This is a genomic window from Streptomyces dioscori, from assembly GCF_003024195.1.
Classification (GTDB): Bacteria; Actinomycetota; Actinomycetes; order Streptomycetales; family Streptomycetaceae; genus Streptomyces; species Streptomyces dioscori.
The window spans coordinates 169,520-184,336 of sequence record NZ_KZ679044.1 but is presented as its reverse complement, the minus strand read 5'-3'; the positions used below and the strand labels follow the sequence as shown (position 1 = coordinate 184,336).

12 protein-coding genes are annotated in these 14,817 nt (G+C 71.7%); 5 read left to right on the top strand and 7 right to left on the bottom strand.

The genetic code is table 11. From position 1 onward, the window contains the following. The first annotated feature begins 128 nt into the window (after nt 1-128). From C6Y14_RS19370 to C6Y14_RS19360, 3 genes are read left to right on the top strand one after another with little or no spacing between them, the layout of a single operon-like run. A complete protein-coding gene (locus C6Y14_RS19370) occupies nt 129-1,154 on the top strand; it encodes an amidohydrolase family protein (RefSeq protein ID WP_107017987.1) in 1,026 nt (341 codons plus the stop codon). Between the two features lie 5 nt (nt 1,155-1,159). After that, a complete protein-coding gene (locus C6Y14_RS19365; RefSeq protein ID WP_107017986.1) occupies nt 1,160-2,089 on the top strand; it encodes an amidohydrolase family protein in 930 nt (309 codons plus the stop codon). A 16-nt stretch (nt 2,090-2,105) separates the two neighbouring features. Beyond that, on the top strand, nt 2,106-3,464 hold the full coding sequence (locus tag C6Y14_RS19360) for an MFS transporter (protein ID WP_107018219.1): 1,359 nt from the start codon (nt 2,106-2,108) through the stop codon (nt 3,462-3,464). A gap of 185 nt (nt 3,465-3,649) precedes the next feature. Here C6Y14_RS19360 and C6Y14_RS19355 read toward each other — a convergent pair whose 3' ends face one another. The 4 genes from C6Y14_RS19355 to C6Y14_RS45520 form a co-directional block, all read right to left on the bottom strand. Next, on the bottom strand, nt 3,650-5,584 hold the full coding sequence (locus C6Y14_RS19355; protein WP_107017985.1) for a glycoside hydrolase family 5 protein: 1,935 nt from the start codon (nt 5,582-5,584) through the stop codon (nt 3,650-3,652). A gap of 106 nt (nt 5,585-5,690) precedes the next feature. Next, a complete protein-coding gene (locus C6Y14_RS19350) occupies nt 5,691-6,032 on the bottom strand; it encodes an SCO4225 family membrane protein (RefSeq protein ID WP_107017984.1) in 342 nt (113 codons plus the stop codon). After that, nucleotides 6,029-6,727: a response regulator gene (locus C6Y14_RS19345; RefSeq protein WP_107017983.1), complete on the bottom strand. Its 699-nt coding sequence runs from the start codon at nt 6,725-6,727 to the stop codon at nt 6,029-6,031. The genes C6Y14_RS19350 and C6Y14_RS19345 overlap by 4 nt, the downstream gene beginning before the upstream one ends. After that, nucleotides 6,724-9,231 carry a sensor histidine kinase gene (locus C6Y14_RS45520; RefSeq protein ID WP_107017982.1) on the bottom strand — a complete coding sequence of 836 codons (2,508 nt, stop codon included), beginning with the start codon at nt 9,229-9,231 and terminating at the stop codon, nt 6,724-6,726. Before C6Y14_RS45520 ends, C6Y14_RS19345 begins: the two co-directional genes overlap by 4 nt. 274 nt (nt 9,232-9,505) lie before the next feature. Here C6Y14_RS45520 and C6Y14_RS19335 point away from each other — a divergent pair, with 274 nt between their 5' ends. Further along, a complete protein-coding gene (locus C6Y14_RS19335) occupies nt 9,506-9,961 on the top strand; it encodes a DUF5707 domain-containing protein (protein WP_107017981.1) in 456 nt (151 codons plus the stop codon). A 19-nt stretch (nt 9,962-9,980) separates the two neighbouring features. On the opposite strand, the gene C6Y14_RS19330 is transcribed toward C6Y14_RS19335, so the two are convergent. Continuing rightward, nucleotides 9,981-11,288 (bottom strand): PucR family transcriptional regulator, encoded by a 1,308-nt coding sequence (locus C6Y14_RS19330; protein WP_107017980.1) that lies wholly within the window; start codon nt 11,286-11,288, stop codon nt 9,981-9,983. A gap of 234 nt (nt 11,289-11,522) precedes the next feature. Between C6Y14_RS19330 and C6Y14_RS19325 the strand changes: the two genes are divergently transcribed. After that, a complete protein-coding gene (locus C6Y14_RS19325; protein WP_225891156.1) occupies nt 11,523-12,398 on the top strand; it encodes a DUF4394 domain-containing protein in 876 nt (291 codons plus the stop codon). 114 nt (nt 12,399-12,512) lie between these two features. Here C6Y14_RS19325 and C6Y14_RS19320 read toward each other — a convergent pair whose 3' ends face one another. Together C6Y14_RS19320 and C6Y14_RS19315 are read right to left on the bottom strand one after the other, a co-directional pair. Continuing rightward, a complete protein-coding gene (locus C6Y14_RS19320; RefSeq protein ID WP_107017979.1) occupies nt 12,513-13,193 on the bottom strand; it encodes a response regulator transcription factor in 681 nt (226 codons plus the stop codon). Continuing rightward, nucleotides 13,190-14,710: a sensor histidine kinase gene (locus C6Y14_RS19315; protein WP_107017978.1), complete on the bottom strand. Its 1,521-nt coding sequence runs from the start codon at nt 14,708-14,710 to the stop codon at nt 13,190-13,192. The genes C6Y14_RS19320 and C6Y14_RS19315 overlap by 4 nt, the downstream gene beginning before the upstream one ends. Nucleotides 14,711-14,817: the final 107 nt, after the last annotated feature.

Genomic DNA, 14,817 nt, shown 5'->3' with positions numbered 1-14,817 from the left:
CGGCCCCGCACCCGCCGGAGTGTTAAGGGGACGTTAGTTCTGTGTCTGGTCCTCTCGTACGGCGGCACGGACCGGGGTGAGGCTGCACGGCACCCAGCAGTGCAGCTCGGCTTGCGAAGGACCCCGTCATGATCATCGACTGTCACGGTCACTACACGACCGCCCCTCCCGCCCTCGGGGCGTGGCGCGACCGCCAGATCGCCGCCCTCACCGGCCCGTCGGCCGCCCCCGACCCCGCGGACCTGCGCATCGGCGACGACGAACTGCGCGAGAGCATCGAACCGAACCAGTTGCGGCTGATGGACGAGCGGGGCATCGACGTCACGGTCTTCTCACCGCGTGCGTCGTTCATGGCCCACCACGTCGGGGACTTCACGACCTCCGCCGCCTGGGCCGCGCTCTGCAACGAACTCTGCTTCCGGGTCTCGCAGTTGTACCCGGAGCGCTTCGTGCCCGCCGCGATGCTCCCGCAGTCGCCCGGCGTCGACCCCGCCACCTGCGTCCCCGAACTCATCCGCTGCGTGGAGGAGTACGGCGCCGTCGCGGTGAACCTGAACCCCGACCCCTCCGGCGGCCACTGGACGGCCCCGCCCCTCACCGACCGCTCCTGGTACCCGCTCTACGAAAAAATGGCCGAGTACGACATCCCGGCGATGATCCACGTCAGTACGAGCGTCAACCCGGCCTTCCACACCACCGGCGCGCACTATCTGAACGCCGACACCACGGCGTTCATGCAGTTCGTCCAGGGTGACCTGTTCGCCGACTTCCCGACCCTGCGCTTCGTCATCCCGCACGGCGGCGGCGCGGTCCCCTACCACTGGGGCCGCTTCCGGGGCCTGGCGATGGCACTCGGCAAACCCCCGCTCGAAGAACACGTCCTCGGCAACGTCTACTTCGACACCTGCGTCTACCACCAGCCCGGCTCGGACCTCCTCTACGACGTCATCCCGACCCGCAACCTCCTCTTCGCCTCGGAGATGATCGGCGCGGTCCGCGACATCGACCCGTGCACCGGCTTCCACTTCGACGACACGCGCCGGTACGCGGAGGCCGCGGACCTCTCCCCGGACGACCTGGCGGCGGTCCAGGAGCACAACGCGCGCACGGTGTACCCGCGCCTCGACGCCTTGCTGAAGCGACAGGGCCGGTGAGCCCCATGAGCGGATCCACCACGGGCTCCCCCAAGACCCCCGGCTGGCTGGACTGGTACGAGAATCCGTCCGCCCCCGCCTTCCGGCTGCCGCCGGGGGCCGTCGACACGCACTGCCATGTCTTCGGCCCGCAGGCCGAGTTCCCCTTCGCGCCGGAGCGCAAGTACACGCCCTGCGACGGCGGCAAGGAGGACCTGTTCGCGCTCCGCGACCACCTGGGGGTGGCCCGCAACGTCATCGTGCAGGCCACCTGCCACGGCGCCGACAACAGCGCCATGACCGACGCGGTCCGCTCGGCGGGCGGCCGGGCGCGCGGCATAGCGACGGTCCGCCCCGAGATCACCGAGACCGAACTGCTCGCACTGGACGCGGCGGGGGTGCGCGGGGTGCGCTTCAACTTCGTACGCCGTCTGGTGGACACCTCGCCCGCCGACGACCTGCTGACCATCGCCGAGAAGGTCGCCCCGCTGGGCTGGCACGTCGTCCTGTACTTCGAGAGCGCCGACCTGCCCGAGCTCGAAGGCTTCTTCGGGTCGCTGCCCGTGCCGCTGGTGGTGGACCACATGGGCCGGCCGGACGTGACGCAACCGGTGGACGGCCCGCAGTTCAGCCGCTTCCTGCGGTTCGTGGACGCGGGCGACGTGTGGGTGAAGGTGAGCTGCCCGGAGCGTCTCAGTGTGAGCGGACCCGCCGCCCTGCACGGCGAACGGCACGCCTACACCGATGTCGTCCCCTTCGCCCGCCGGGTCGTGGCGGAGTTCCCCGACCGGGTGCTGTGGGGCACGGACTGGCCGCACCCCAACCTCACCGACCACATGCCGGACGACGGCCTGCTCGTCGACCACATCCCGCACGTGGCGGTCACGGCCGAGCAGCGGCACAAACTCCTGGTCGCCAACCCGATGGGCCTGTACTGGCCCGGCGAGGACTTCTGACATGCAGCACGCCGACATGCAGCACTCCAACGCGCTGAACCGGCTGGACCGGCTGCCGGTCTCCCGGTTCCACAAGGTCACCCTGCTCGCCGTCGCCTTCGCGTACTTCTTCGAGTTCGCCGACATCAACAGCTTCGCCACCACCGCGCCGAAGCTCATCAAGCTGTGGGGCCTGACCGTCGACCAGGTCGCCTACGTCACCTCGCTCTCGTTCGTCGGCATGTTCATCGGGGCGATCGTCGCCGGGTCCATCGCCGACCGGTGGGGCCGCAAACGGGCCCTCATCTGGACCACGCTGTTCTTCGGCGTCTCGTCGTTCGCGGCGGTGTTCTCCTGGGACCTGGTCTCGCTCGGCGTCTTCCGCGTCCTGACCTCGGCGGGCCTGTCGGCGATGACCGTCGTCGGGGTCGTCTACGTCAACGAGATGTACCCGTCGGCGATCCGCGGCAAGTACCAGGCGTACGCCATCGCCATCGGCATCTGCGGCACGCCCGTCACCAACCTCATCGCCAGCGCGGTCGTCCCGCTCAACGACTGGTCGTGGCGGCTGGTCTACCTGTGGGGCTCCCTGGGCGTCCTGCTGGTCTTCTTCTCCGGCCGCCTCAAGGAGTCGCCGCGCTGGCTGGAGAGCCGGGGCGAGCACGCGGCGGCGGACGCGGTCCTGACGGAGATCGAGACGGCCGTGACGGCGGAGAAGGGGCCGCTGCCCGAGCCCGCGCCACCGGTCGCCGAGACACCGTCGACGAAGGCGCCCCTGCGGCTGCTGCTCCAGAAGAAGTACCTGCTCCCGACGCTGCTCCTGTCCGTCCTGTGGATGACGCAGACCATCGGCTTCTTCGGCTATTCGAGCTGGGCGCCGACCCTGCTGGCCAAGGAGGGGTTCAGCGTCGAGAAGTCCGTCTTCTACGTGGCGCTGACGACGGTCGGAGCACCGCTCGGCTGCTATCTCGCTTCGCTGGTCACCGACCGGTTCGAACGCAAGTGGTGCCTGGTCGCCTTCGGCACGGTGATCGCGATCTGCGGGCTGCTGTACGGGCTCACCTTCAACCCCGTGCTCATCATCGTGTTCGGCTTCCTCGTGAACCTCTTCGAGCGCGGGTACACGGCGCTGGCGTACGCGTACTCACCCGAGCTCTTCGACACGCGGGCCCGGTCGTTGGGCACGAGCGTGTCCTACGGGCTGGGGCGGCTGTCGAACGCGGCGGGTCCGCTGATCGTCGCCGCGCTGTACACCGGGCACGGGTATCAGAGCGTCTTCTACTTCATCGCCGGGACGTGGCTGGTCGGCGCGGTCACGCTGGCCGCGTTCGGTGCGCGAACGCGCGCCACGCGATTGGCTGAGGCGGAGTCTCAGCGGGTCCGCGTCCCGGTGTGAGGTGCGGGTCCGCTGTGGCTGGCCGCGCAGTTCCCCGCGCCCCTAAAAGATTGCGCCGTTCCCCGCGCCCCTGATGGGGCGCAGCCCCTCTTAGGGGCGCGGGGAACTGCGCAGTCTTTTGGCTTTTAAGGGGCGCGGGGAACTGCGCGGGCAACCCCCACCGGGCCGCACCCGACCAGCAACCCTCAGCGGAGCTTTCGGCAGAGGAGCGCGTCGGGGGTGCGGGAGGACCCGATACGACCCGTGTACGCGACACCCCCCACGTACTCGTCGTCCGCACACTGCCCCTTGTACCGCCCGTTGGCGAAGTCCCCGCCCTTGGGGGCCGGGCCCCGGTTGTCGCCCCGGTCGAACCACACCGTACGACCCGCCGTACCGGTGATCACCCCGGCCGGCGCGGCAGCGCACAGCACGGACGACACCGCCGCACCCCGCACCGCGTACCCCGACACGAACCGCCCGTCGGCACACTGCAGCTTGGTGTACCCGGACGCCCAGTCCCCGCCCGGCGGCACGTACCGCTCGTCCTTGACGACCTCGGGCGCCCCGGCCGCGTTCGCCGGCGGCCCGGTGGTCACGTCGGAGCACAGTCCCCGGTTCCCCGTGTGGGCGAGCCCGAGGAGCCGCTGTCCGTCGGGGCAGACGGCCTTACGGGCGCCCGGGTCGAAGTCGGGCACCCCCCGCATGCGCCGCGAGGCGATGAAGTCGCCGTGGTCGGGGCTGAGCATGGACCATTCCGGGACAGGGGCGACCTGTCCGGTACGCCCGGCGGCTCCGACGAGCCGGTTCCACGCCGCGGCCCGCCAGTCGTCGCCGTCGTACACCCCCATGCGGTGGCCCGCCGCGTCCCAGTGGAGCAGGGCCCAGCCGTTGCCGGTGCGGTTCTCGTGCCAGCCGACGAGTGGCCAGTACGCGAAGTCGGCGTCGGTACGGACCAGTTGGTCGACGAAGTTCTCGAACCAGGCCCGTGCCTTGGGGTTCGTCTCCGCCCGGCCGCCCACCCCGAACTCGCTGATCCAGACGGGCGCGGTGAAGTGCTGGTCCTGTTCGGCGGTGACGAAGAACGCCTGGCGGTTCAGTACGTCGATCAGTTCGGCGGGGCTGAAGTCGCGGTAGCGGGGGTCGGTGGTCTCACCCGTGCCGGTGGCGCCGCTGTGGTGGGGGCCCGTGTAGTCGTAGAAGTGGGCGGAGTACACGAGCTTGCCGGAGTCGACGAGGGTGTGCGACAGGTTCCGTACGGGCTCCAGGGTGGGGCGGCCGTGCGCGAACCCGTCGACGGGGATGCCCGTCCAGTTGATGCCCTCGACGACGATGAGGAGATCGGCGTCGGCCTCGGTCAGGATGCGGTCGCCGACGCGCTGGGAGGCGGCGAACCAGTCGTGGTCGTCGCCGAGGCCCCAGTTGGGGTCGTCCCAGATGGTGCGGCGCACCTCGTTGTAGAGGTCGGCGCCGACGACCCGCTTGTTGTCCTTGTAGCGGCGGGCCATGAAGAGCCAGTCGTCCTCCCAGGTCTGGACGGACTGGCTCGTGTTCCAGCGCTCGTTGCCGTCGACACCGCAGCACCAACGGGTCGTGTTGGTGTGGTTGTTGAGGATCACGGCGAGCCCGGCGCCGGTGAGTTCGCCGATCACGGCGTCGTACACCTGGAGCGGTGTCCTGCCGCGCAGCGCCGGGTTGGCGGCGACGGCGTCGTCCGTGACCGGGCGGCTGTCGTGGACCATCTCGTTGGAGAAGGGCAGCCGGATGCTGTTGATCCCGATCTCCTGGAACCCGGCGACGATGTCGCCGACGGGTGCCCGGTCCAGGCCGAGGGGGATCCGCCCGGAGTTCTCGCCCGCGTGATGGGCGGAGTCGTCGTCCACGTTCCCGCTGCCGTTCCACGTACCGCTGGCACCGTGCCAGTTGCCGCTCCGCAGCTTGAACCGGTCGCCGTTCGCGTCGACGATCCAGCGGCCCCGTGTACTGAGCGGTCCCGTCCAGTCCGCCGCGGCCGTGGCGGCCTCACGGGCGGCGGGTTCCGGGCCGGCCGAGGCCGCCCGAGCGGGAGCGGAAGCGAAGGGCACCAGGAGAAGAACGGCGGCCAGGGTCGTCCAGCCGAAGGATCCGCGCACGGTCACCATCCCGAGGACTACGTTGTCATGGCAGCGTCATCATGAGGGACGGTCGGGCGCTGGTCCAGGCCTGCGAGGAGAAGACGAGGGGAACGGATACGGAATCCGAGGGAATTCAAGCCACCGGGTCGTGCCCCTTGCCGCCGCGGCGCAGCGCGCGGGCGCACCAGCCGATGACGAGCGCGTTGACCAGCGCCCCGAACGCGACGGAGACGCCGAACAGCGCGGCGCCCTCCGGCAGCAGCAGGAGCGGCACGACACAGCCCGGGGCGGCGGCGAGCAGCGGGATGACACCCGCCATGGACCCGTCCTCACCCGCGCTCACCACGTACGCCCACACCACCAGGCCCGCACAGACCACCAGGTAGGCGAGGGCGAAGACGTCCTTGAGGGCGTGTCCCAGACCTCGCACGAAGGCGGTGGGGCGGTAGCCGGGGCTCTTGCCGGTCTCGGTCACGGGGCGGTACTCCTCGGGTCGGTGCCGGGCGGATTCGGCCGGGCGAGCCCGAGGTCGTACGCGAGGATCGTCGCCTGTACGCGGTCCCGCAGGCCGAGTTTGCGCAGCAGCGCGTTGACGTGGGACTTGACCGTGCCGACGGTGATGCCGAGTTCACCGGCGATCTCCGCGTTGTTGAGTCCGGACGCGATCAGGGCGAGGACGTTGCGCTGGCTGCCGGTGAGGCTGTCCAGCTCGTCCGGCCCGCTCCCGGCCCGTGTCCCGGCGCCCGCTCCCGCCGCGTAGTGGCCGATGAGCCGGCGGGTCGCGGACGGGGCGAGCACGCTCTCGCCGGCGGCCACCACCCTGATGCCCTGCAGCAGTTCGGCGGCGTGCACGTCCTTGAGCAGGAACCCGGAGGCTCCGGCGTGCAGCGCGTCGAAGACGTACGAGTCGAGGTCGAAGGTGGTCAGCACCAGGACCCGGGGCGCGTCCTGGCGGCCGGTGATGATGCGGGTGGCGGCGATGCCGTCGAGCACGGGCATCCGGACGTCCATGACGACGACGTCGGGGGCCAGTTCCGCGGCGAGGCGTACCGCGGCGGCGCCGTCGGCGGCCTCGCCGACGACCGTCATGTCCTCCTCGGCGTCGATCACGGCGGCGAACCCCGCGCGCACGATGCCCTGGTCGTCGACGACCAGCACCTTGAGACTCATCGCTCCCTCTCCTCGGCCGACGCCGATGCGACGTCGGCCTCCTGCGGAACCGGTGCGAGTGGCAGCCGGAGCCCGACCGTGCCCGGCCGGTCGGTGTCCAGGGTGCCGCCGAGCGCGGCGGCACGCGCCGCCAGCAACTCCCGTACGGCGGGGCGGGCGGCGCGGGGGACCCCGGTGGCCGTGAGCGTCAAGGTATCCCCGTCCAGGTCGAACTCCAGCACCGCGGCCTCCTCCCCGCCGGCCCCGAGCACCGTCTCGGCGGCGTGGTACGCGGCCAGATCCACCGCGGTGGGCAGCCGTTCCGGTACGCGGCCGGTCACCCGTATCTCGACGTCACGACCGCCGGCCCGGCACTGCCGGGCCAGCAGGTCGAGGGCCTGGAGGGTCGGCTGCGGCCGCAGTTCGGCCCTCCGCTCCCCCTCCCTCTCCCCCTCACCCTGCCCGTCCCGGACGGTGTCGAGGAGGGCGCGCATCGCGGCGAGGGCCTCACGGGCGCGTTCGGCGGTCGCGTCGAGGTGGCCCGCCTCCGCCTGGGCGACCATGTCGGCGGTGCGCGCCAGCACGGTGGTCTCCAGCCCGGCCGCGATCCGCCGCCGCTCGGCCCACGCGTCCCGCACGGCCTCCCCCGCCCAGACGGCCATCCGCTCCTCCCGCACCCCCCGAGCCCGCCCCACCCACCGCCCCCGCAACAACCCACCCCAGAGAGCCCCACCCACCAGGACCCCCACCCCCCACACACCGACCCCCCACTGCCCCGCCCCGACAAGAACCACCACGAGGCCATGCACCCCCACAGCAACCAGGGCAAGCCCCAAGGGGGCGCGGGGAACGGCGCAGTCTTTTACCCTCAGGCGCGCGGGGAGCGGGGCACGAGCGACGGCCGGCCCCTCCCCCCTCAGGGGCGCGGGGAACGGCGCAGTCTTTTGCTTTGAGGTGAACAGGAACGCGGCGACCAGCCCCAGCCTTCCAGGGGCGCGGGGAACGGCGCGAGCAACCCCCACCGACCCGCGGCCGTACAAAGACGCCCACCCCCAGACCCCCGCACACGTGACCAGCACGCTCAGCCCCACCGGCAGCAGAGCCGGCCCTCCGTACCCACCCACCCGCATCGCCTCGGGCCAGAGAAGCGCCAGCCCGAACAGCGCACCCCAAGCGACCCGCGGCGCCCGCCGCAGCCACATCAGCGCAACCACCTGCGCCGCCGCCAGCAACGCGAACAGCAGCCCCGCGGACACACCCCCGTCCCCCTGCTCCACGGTCTCGTCCCGGATGACCAGCGCGGGAAGCAGCGGCTGCAGAAGGAGCCCCGCGGCGGCCACCACCTGCGCCACCCGGTAGCTCCGCGCCACGACACGCCCCACCGGCCCCGCGACCCGCCCGGGCAGCACGGCACGTACCTCCCAGCCACCTTCCTCCGTGGGGCCGCTGGTCAGCGTCCCGCCGGCCTCCCGCGCGCGGGCCCGCAGGAACCCTTGCCCGCGTCCCCCGCCCAGACCGGCCCCGTGGGCCGTCACGGCCGCCGCACCGGCGGGCGGTGCCGCACTGGTCACCACGACCTCCGTGCGCGCGTCGCCCTGCCGGCACCGCACCACGGTCGGGGCGCCGGGCGCGTGCCGGGCCACGTTGGTCAGCGCCTCGCGCACGATGCCGAAGGCCGCGTCCGCGACGGCGCCGTCCGGCAGCGGCCCGATCTCGCAGTCCACGGGCTGACCGAGCCGCCGGAACCCGGTGACGAGCTCCCGCAGCCGTTCCTCCGGCGAGGGCAGCTCCTCCCGCGAGGGCGCCGGCGCCCGTACCGCGCCGAGCGCCCGGGTGACCTCGCGCCCGGTCTCGACCGCGAACCCGAGTGCCTCCGAGGCCAGTTCGGGACGGCGCTCGCGCAGCCCGAGGGCCGCCCCCGCCGTCACCACCACGGCCGTCAGATGGTGGGCACTGACGTCGTGCAGCTCCCGCTCCATCCGCCGCCGTTCGACGGCCGGAAGCCGGTGCCGCTCGGCCTCGGCCCGCTCCAGGAGCTGTGCGGCTGTCCGCCGGGCACGACGGGCCCGCCGTACGACCAGGCCGGCGCCGCACGTGACGGCGTACAGCAGGGCGGTCAGGACGAGGTCGAGTCCGTCGCGTTCGCTGAGTCCGTGCAGGCTGATGCTCTGCAGCAGTTGCCACAGGGCGAGCGCCACCACGCACAGCACGGCCGTGAAGGTGTCCCGTTCGGCCGCCACGGTGAACAGGGCCAGCCCGACCCCCGCGGTCCCGAGCACCGCCGTCGCCCCGGTGGGCAGCGGCCCGGCGCCCAGCGCGCAGGCGACGGCGACCAGGACGAGGGTGGCCACCGGGCGGGCACGGCGCAGGGCGAGTGCGGCGGTCACCGATCCGGCGACCAGGACGGCCACGAGGAGCGCGGACGCGTCCGGCGCGGCCCCGCGCACGAGTGCCGCGCCGGGCCACACCAGGGCCTGGACGCAGAGCAGCAGGACCGCGAGCAGCCGGTCGTCGATTCGGTTCACGGCGGCCAGGCTATGGCCGCGACCGAGCTGCCCGACTCCGGCCGGGGGTGGATTCCCGTCTCTTACCAGGGTTGGAGATCGGCGGGGACGGCACTCATCCGGCAGCGTGACGACCATGGAACACCCCCGGACCTAATCTTGGACACATCGAGAGAGCGGCGGCCCGCCGAAGAAATTCGCGGGAGGAAACCCAGGAAACCCGTCCGAGGGAATTCGCGGACCGCTCCGACTCGACCCGACGCAATTCAGCGCAGTCCAATTCAGGGGGATATCCATGTCCAAGTCCAAGCGCATTCTCATCTCGTCGCTCGTCGGTGCCGCCGTCGTGGGCGGAATCGCCGCCGGCGGGTTCGCCATGGCGTCGTCCTCCTCCGCACCGGCCCTGAGCGACAGCGCGGCCCGTTACAGGGCCCCGGCCGGCGGCGGCGCTGGCTCGCTGACCTTCACCACGGACGTGCGTGACGACTCGGGCATCAAGGGCCTCAAGGTCATCGCATGGCCCGCGAGTTCGAAGCTCGACCCGACGGAGGCGGAGCTGCGGTCCGTGGACGGCGCCGAGTGCCGGAGCACGTCGGACGAGACGTCCCGCTGCACCTACACGCTGAAGGTCACGGAGAAGGAGGCGGCCGAGCTGGACCGGGGCACCTGGCACGTCTCCGCGCTGGCGACGGCGAAGGACGGCGACACGGCGTTCGTGCCCCGCGCCGCCGCCTTCGAGGTCACCGGCTGACCGGACAGCGGCCGACCGGTCACCGCCACGCTCCCGACAGGCTCCGGTTGACGACCGAGCTGAGGATGCGTACGCCCCGTGTCGAGCCCGGGTCGATGTCCGTGAGTTCCCTCGCCCGGCGAAGGCGGTAGTCCAGGGTGCGCGGGTGGATGTTGAGGGCTTCCGCCGTGGCACCGCGGTTCATGTCGTGGCGGTAGTAGGCGTCGAGGGTGAGCAGGAGGTCCGGGCCGGGTACGAGGCTCCGGGCCACCGCGCGGAGCCAGTCGTCGACGAACGGCACGTCGGCGACGGCGAGTTCGACGAGGACGTCCGCCATGGTGTGCGCCCGCAACCGCGCGGACGTACGCCGCAGGGGGGCCGCCCTGCTGATTCGCCGGGCCCGGTCGAGCGCACCGGCCAGCCCGGACCGCGGCCCGTCGGCGGTCCCCACGGCACACAGCCGGCCGATCTCCCGGGCGAAATCCCCCAGCAGATCGGACACGGCCGCGTCGGACACGGACGGGCCGGACACGGACGGACCGGACCCGTCCGAGCCGGGTCCGGCCTCCCCGGGTACGGCCGCGTCGGGTGACGGCGGCGGATCGGGGGCGGCGGGGGCCGCCTGCCCGCCCCCGACGGCGTCCTCCGGCACCAGCGCGATCAGCTCACCGCCCCTGCCCCCGCGCTCCGGACACCAGGTGACGGGCACCCGGTGGGTCCTCACCAGCGTCTCGATCCCGTTCTCCAGGGCACGGTCGCCGACGGGGCAGTCGGGCACCCGGACCACCGTCACCTCGTAGTACTCGGCCGGTTCCAGGCCCGTGAGCAGCGCGAGTTCCGCCGCTATGGAGTCCCCGGTCAGCAATGCCCGGGCCAGCAGACCGACTTGCTCGACGTACGGGAGCCGGCGTCGCATCGCCGTCACGAAGCCCCGCCGGTAGGCGCCGATACCGCGCTCACCCTGCGGGGCGAACCAGCTCATGATCCGCATGAGTTCGTCGACGTCGCCGCCGCGCTGGGCCTCCGTGGCCTCGTTGATCTCGCGCAGCATGAGTTCGGTGTGCACGCGCAGCACTCGCTGCCGTGAATCGAGTGACATGCCCGCCCCGGCCCGTGCCTCGCCCATGGAGGCGATGTAGTCGAGGTCGGCGTCGGTCAGCATGCCGTTGGCCGGGGCCAGTTCGAGCGTGCGGCGCCTGAACCACACCGAGTACTCCAGCGTCTCGGACCTCGCCCGGGAGTTCAGGTCCAGCGATCGGAGTTCCGGTATCTCGCGTACGTACGTCTCGACCTCGCGGCGCGCGTTGGCCGACGCCTGCCGGGCCAGCTCGGCGAAAAGGCTCCCCATAGGCATGAGCATGTCACCGCCGACGAGGGCGCCGACAGATGAAATCCGGACGGGCGCTCATCACTCCGGGTGAATCGATGAAGGACATGCCGACCGCGCATTTGTCACAGTGCGCAAAGTTCCTTGATCCGGGCCTACTTGTGGCCCGATCGGCTTGTCGGGCCGATCCCTCCTGGGCTTAATGGAGACCGCGCAGCGGAATTCATTCGTACGGCTCAAACGGAGGGGAAAACAATGAAAGCAGCGGTCAAGAAGAGAATCGCGGCGGCGGTAGCGGTCATGTCCGCGGCGACCGCGCTCACGCTGAGCGCGCCCGGCTCCAGCTCCGCCGCCCCCGACGCCACTCCCAGCCTGCGGGCGTACGGGATCTTCGGCACGGGCACCACGATGGCCACGTTCCTCACCGACAAGCCGGACACCCTCGACTGGGTCAAGACAGTCAAGGGGCTCGTCGGCGACACCAAGCTGATCGGGATCGACTTCCGTGTGCAGAACGGCCTGCTGTACGGCGTCGGCGAGAAGGGCGGGATCTACACGATCACGTTCCCGCCGATCACCGCCGACGTGGTCGTCACCAAGGTCTCCCAGCTCGCGGTCTCGCTCTACGGCACCGTCTTCGACATCGACTTCAACCCGGCGGCCGACCGGCTGCGGGTGATCAGCAACTACGGCCAGAACCTGCGGCACAACCTGAACGACGGCACCACGGCCACGGACAGCGCGCTCACCGTCCCGCCGCTCACCACGGCGGCCCAGGGCGTGACCGCGGCCGGCTACACGAACAACGACAAGGTCGGTTCCACCGCGACGACCCTGTTCGACATCGACACGTACAACGACCAGGTCGTCATCCAGTCGCCGCCCAACGCGGGCACCCTCGTCCCCACCGGCCTCCTGGGCTTCGACGCGGGTACCGACGCCGGCCTGGACATCTACAGCTATCTGAGCAACGGCAAGACGGTCTCGAACGCCGCCTTCGCCTCACTCACCCCGTACGGCGCCGAGACCCCGTTCTTCTACGAGGTCAACGTCCTCACCGGCGAGCCGTCGCCCGTCGGCCAGTTCCCGCTGAACGTCACGGACATCGCGATCAGCCTGACCGGGACCTGACCTGCCTGCACTCCGGGACTCACCGACCCACCGACTCGCCGCGGACCCCGGACCGCGGCGGGTCGTCGGCGTGTGCGGCGCCCCGGAGCGTCCTCGCAGCGCCCTCGGAGCGCCTCAGAGCGCCGTCGGGCCCGCCTGCACCAGGCCCGTCTGATAGGCGATGACCACCAGTTGGGCCCGGTCCCGGGCACCCAGCTTCGTCATCGCCCGGTGGACGTGGGTGCGTACGGTCAGCGGGCTGACCGTGAGCTCCTCGGCGATCTCGGTGTTGGACTTGCCCTCCGCCGCCAGGGCCATCACCTCGCGTTCGCGGACCGTGAGTTCGGCCAGACGTTCCGGGGGCGCCAGGTGACCCCCGGGCGCGGGGGACGTGAGGAAGCGGGTGATGAGCGTGCGGGTGGCGCCCGGTGACAGCAGGGCCTCGCCGGACGCCACGGTTCTCAGCCCGTCCAGCAGGGTGTCGGCCGTGACGTCCTTGCCGAGGAACCCGCTGGCACCCGCGCGCAGCGCCTGGGCGACGTAGTCCTCGGTCTCGAACGTGGTGAGGATCAGGACGCGGGTGGCGGACAGCTCCGGGTCCGCGCAGATCTCGGACGTGGCCGTGAGGCCGTCCGCGCCCGGCATCCGGATGTCCATGAGAACGATGTCGGGACGGTGGGCGCGGGTCAGGTCCACCGCCTCCACGCCGTCGGAGGCCTCGCCGACCACCGTCATGTCGTCGCAGGAGTCGATCAGGATCCGGAACGTGGCCCGCAGCAGGGCCTGGTCGTCGGCCAGCAGCACCTTGATGCTCATGGCTTCTCTCCTTCTGCGGTCGAAGAGGTCGTGGAGGCGAAGGAGGTGAAGGAGGCGAAGCAGCTGGAGCACATGGTGGACATCGTGGACTTCTCCGCGTCGGCGGTGCCGGAGGGGGCGGGGGTGCCGGCCGCCGTGGAGGTACCGGCCGCTCCGGAGGCCTCCTCGGCCCCTCGCGACACCCCGGCCACACCCACAGCACCCGCAGCCGCAGCCGCACCCGTAATCAGCGGCTGCAGCGGCAGCGCCGTGGTGACCTCGAAGCCGCCTTCCGGGCGCGGGCCCGCCCGCAGCTCCCCGCCGATGGACCGGGCGCGTTCGTGCATGCCCATGACCCCGAAGCCCCGGCCGGGCTCGGCGGCCGGAGCAGCCTTGGCGGCCGTAGCCGCTGTGGCAGCCGTCGCCCCTGCGGCAGCCGTAGCCCCTGCGGGAGCCGTGGCGGCCGGCGCGGCGACCGCCGCCGGACCGTCGTCGGTGACCGTGATGAGCAGCCGGGAGTCGGCGTAGCCGAGCCGCACGTGCGCGCTCTCCGAGGCGGCGTGCTTGGTCACGTTGGTGAGCGCCTCCTGCACGATCCGGAACGCCGTGAGGTCCACCCCCGGGGAGAGCGGCTGGGGTACGCCCTCCGTGGTCACCGTGACGGCGACGCCCGCGGACGCGCACGCCGCCACCAGATCGGGCAGGCAGTGCAGGCCGGGGGACGGTTCGAGCGAGGGGGAGGCCGGGTCGTCGCTCTGACGCAGCAGCCCCAGTGTGGCCTTCAGCTCGCGCAGCGCCGACGACGTGGTCCCGGTGAGATCGGTGAGGATCTTCCGCGACTGCTCGGGGTTGCTGAGCGCGAGGTGGGCGGCGGTGCCGGCCTGCGCGTTGGCCAGGGCCAGATGGTGGGCGACGACGTCGTGCAGTTCACGGGCGATCCGCATGCGCTCCTCGGTGACACGCAGCCGCGCCTCCTCCTCCCGGGTGCGCTCGGCGTGTTCGGCGCGGGCCTGCACGGCCGTGAGGTAGGCGCGGCGCAGCCGGGTCATGTTGCCCACGGCGATCGGCAGCATCAGCCAGAACACCGGCCCGATCGTCCTGAGCAGCAGGGAGTGCGAGCCCAGGGAGCTGGACGTCACCGAGCCGGCCGTGAGCGCCACCATGACCGTGCCCCCGTAGATGCGGGTGGTCTTCCGGTCGCAGAAGACGGCCAGCCAGTAGAGCGCCGCCATCACCGGGGCCAGCAGCAGGGGGGTGACCAGGTACCCCAGGTCGACCGCGATCACCGTGCAGACCGTGATCACGACGACGGTGATCCGCGGGTACTTGCGGTACCGCAGCAGGGCCAGGCAGGACACGCCCATGAGGACGGTCCCGGCGCTGTCGTGGTCGGGCGGGACGACACCGGGCAGCGTGATCGAGCTGCCTAGGGTCGCGGAACCCATCAGTCCCGCGGCCAGGGCCACGTCGATCACGCGGGGATGGCGGTCCGCGTACTGCTCGAAGCGGTCCGTGTAGCGCTCCAGGCTGGTGGACATCGGGCTCTCCGGTTGGCTGGACTGGGTCCTTCGTGCTGCGTGTCGTCCATCGTGACGCCGAGAGGCGCGAACGGCCGACGGGGCCGCCCGTGTCGTTCGCCACGGGC

Bases quoted from the DNA above. Each gene is read 5' to 3' on its own strand.
- C6Y14_RS19370 (WP_107017987.1), top strand. From the start codon at position 129: ATGATCATCGACTGTCACGGTCACTACACGACCGCCCCTCCCGCCCTC.
- C6Y14_RS19365 (WP_107017986.1), top strand. From the start codon at position 1,160: ATGAGCGGATCCACCACGGGCTCCCCCAAGACCCCCGGCTGGCTGGAC.
- C6Y14_RS19360 (WP_107018219.1), top strand. From the start codon at position 2,106: ATGCAGCACTCCAACGCGCTGAACCGGCTGGACCGGCTGCCGGTCTCC.
- C6Y14_RS19355 (WP_107017985.1), bottom strand. From the start codon at position 5,584: ATGGTGACCGTGCGCGGATCCTTCGGCTGGACGACCCTGGCCGCCGTT.
- C6Y14_RS19345 (WP_107017983.1), bottom strand. From the start codon at position 6,727: ATGAGTCTCAAGGTGCTGGTCGTCGACGACCAGGGCATCGTGCGCGCG.
- C6Y14_RS19335 (WP_107017981.1), top strand. From the start codon at position 9,506: ATGTCCAAGTCCAAGCGCATTCTCATCTCGTCGCTCGTCGGTGCCGCC.
- C6Y14_RS19330 (WP_107017980.1), bottom strand. From the start codon at position 11,288: ATGGGGAGCCTTTTCGCCGAGCTGGCCCGGCAGGCGTCGGCCAACGCG.
- C6Y14_RS19325 (WP_225891156.1), top strand. From the start codon at position 11,523: ATGAAAGCAGCGGTCAAGAAGAGAATCGCGGCGGCGGTAGCGGTCATG.
- C6Y14_RS19320 (WP_107017979.1), bottom strand. From the start codon at position 13,193: ATGAGCATCAAGGTGCTGCTGGCCGACGACCAGGCCCTGCTGCGGGCC.
- C6Y14_RS19315 (WP_107017978.1), bottom strand. From the start codon at position 14,710: ATGTCCACCAGCCTGGAGCGCTACACGGACCGCTTCGAGCAGTACGCG.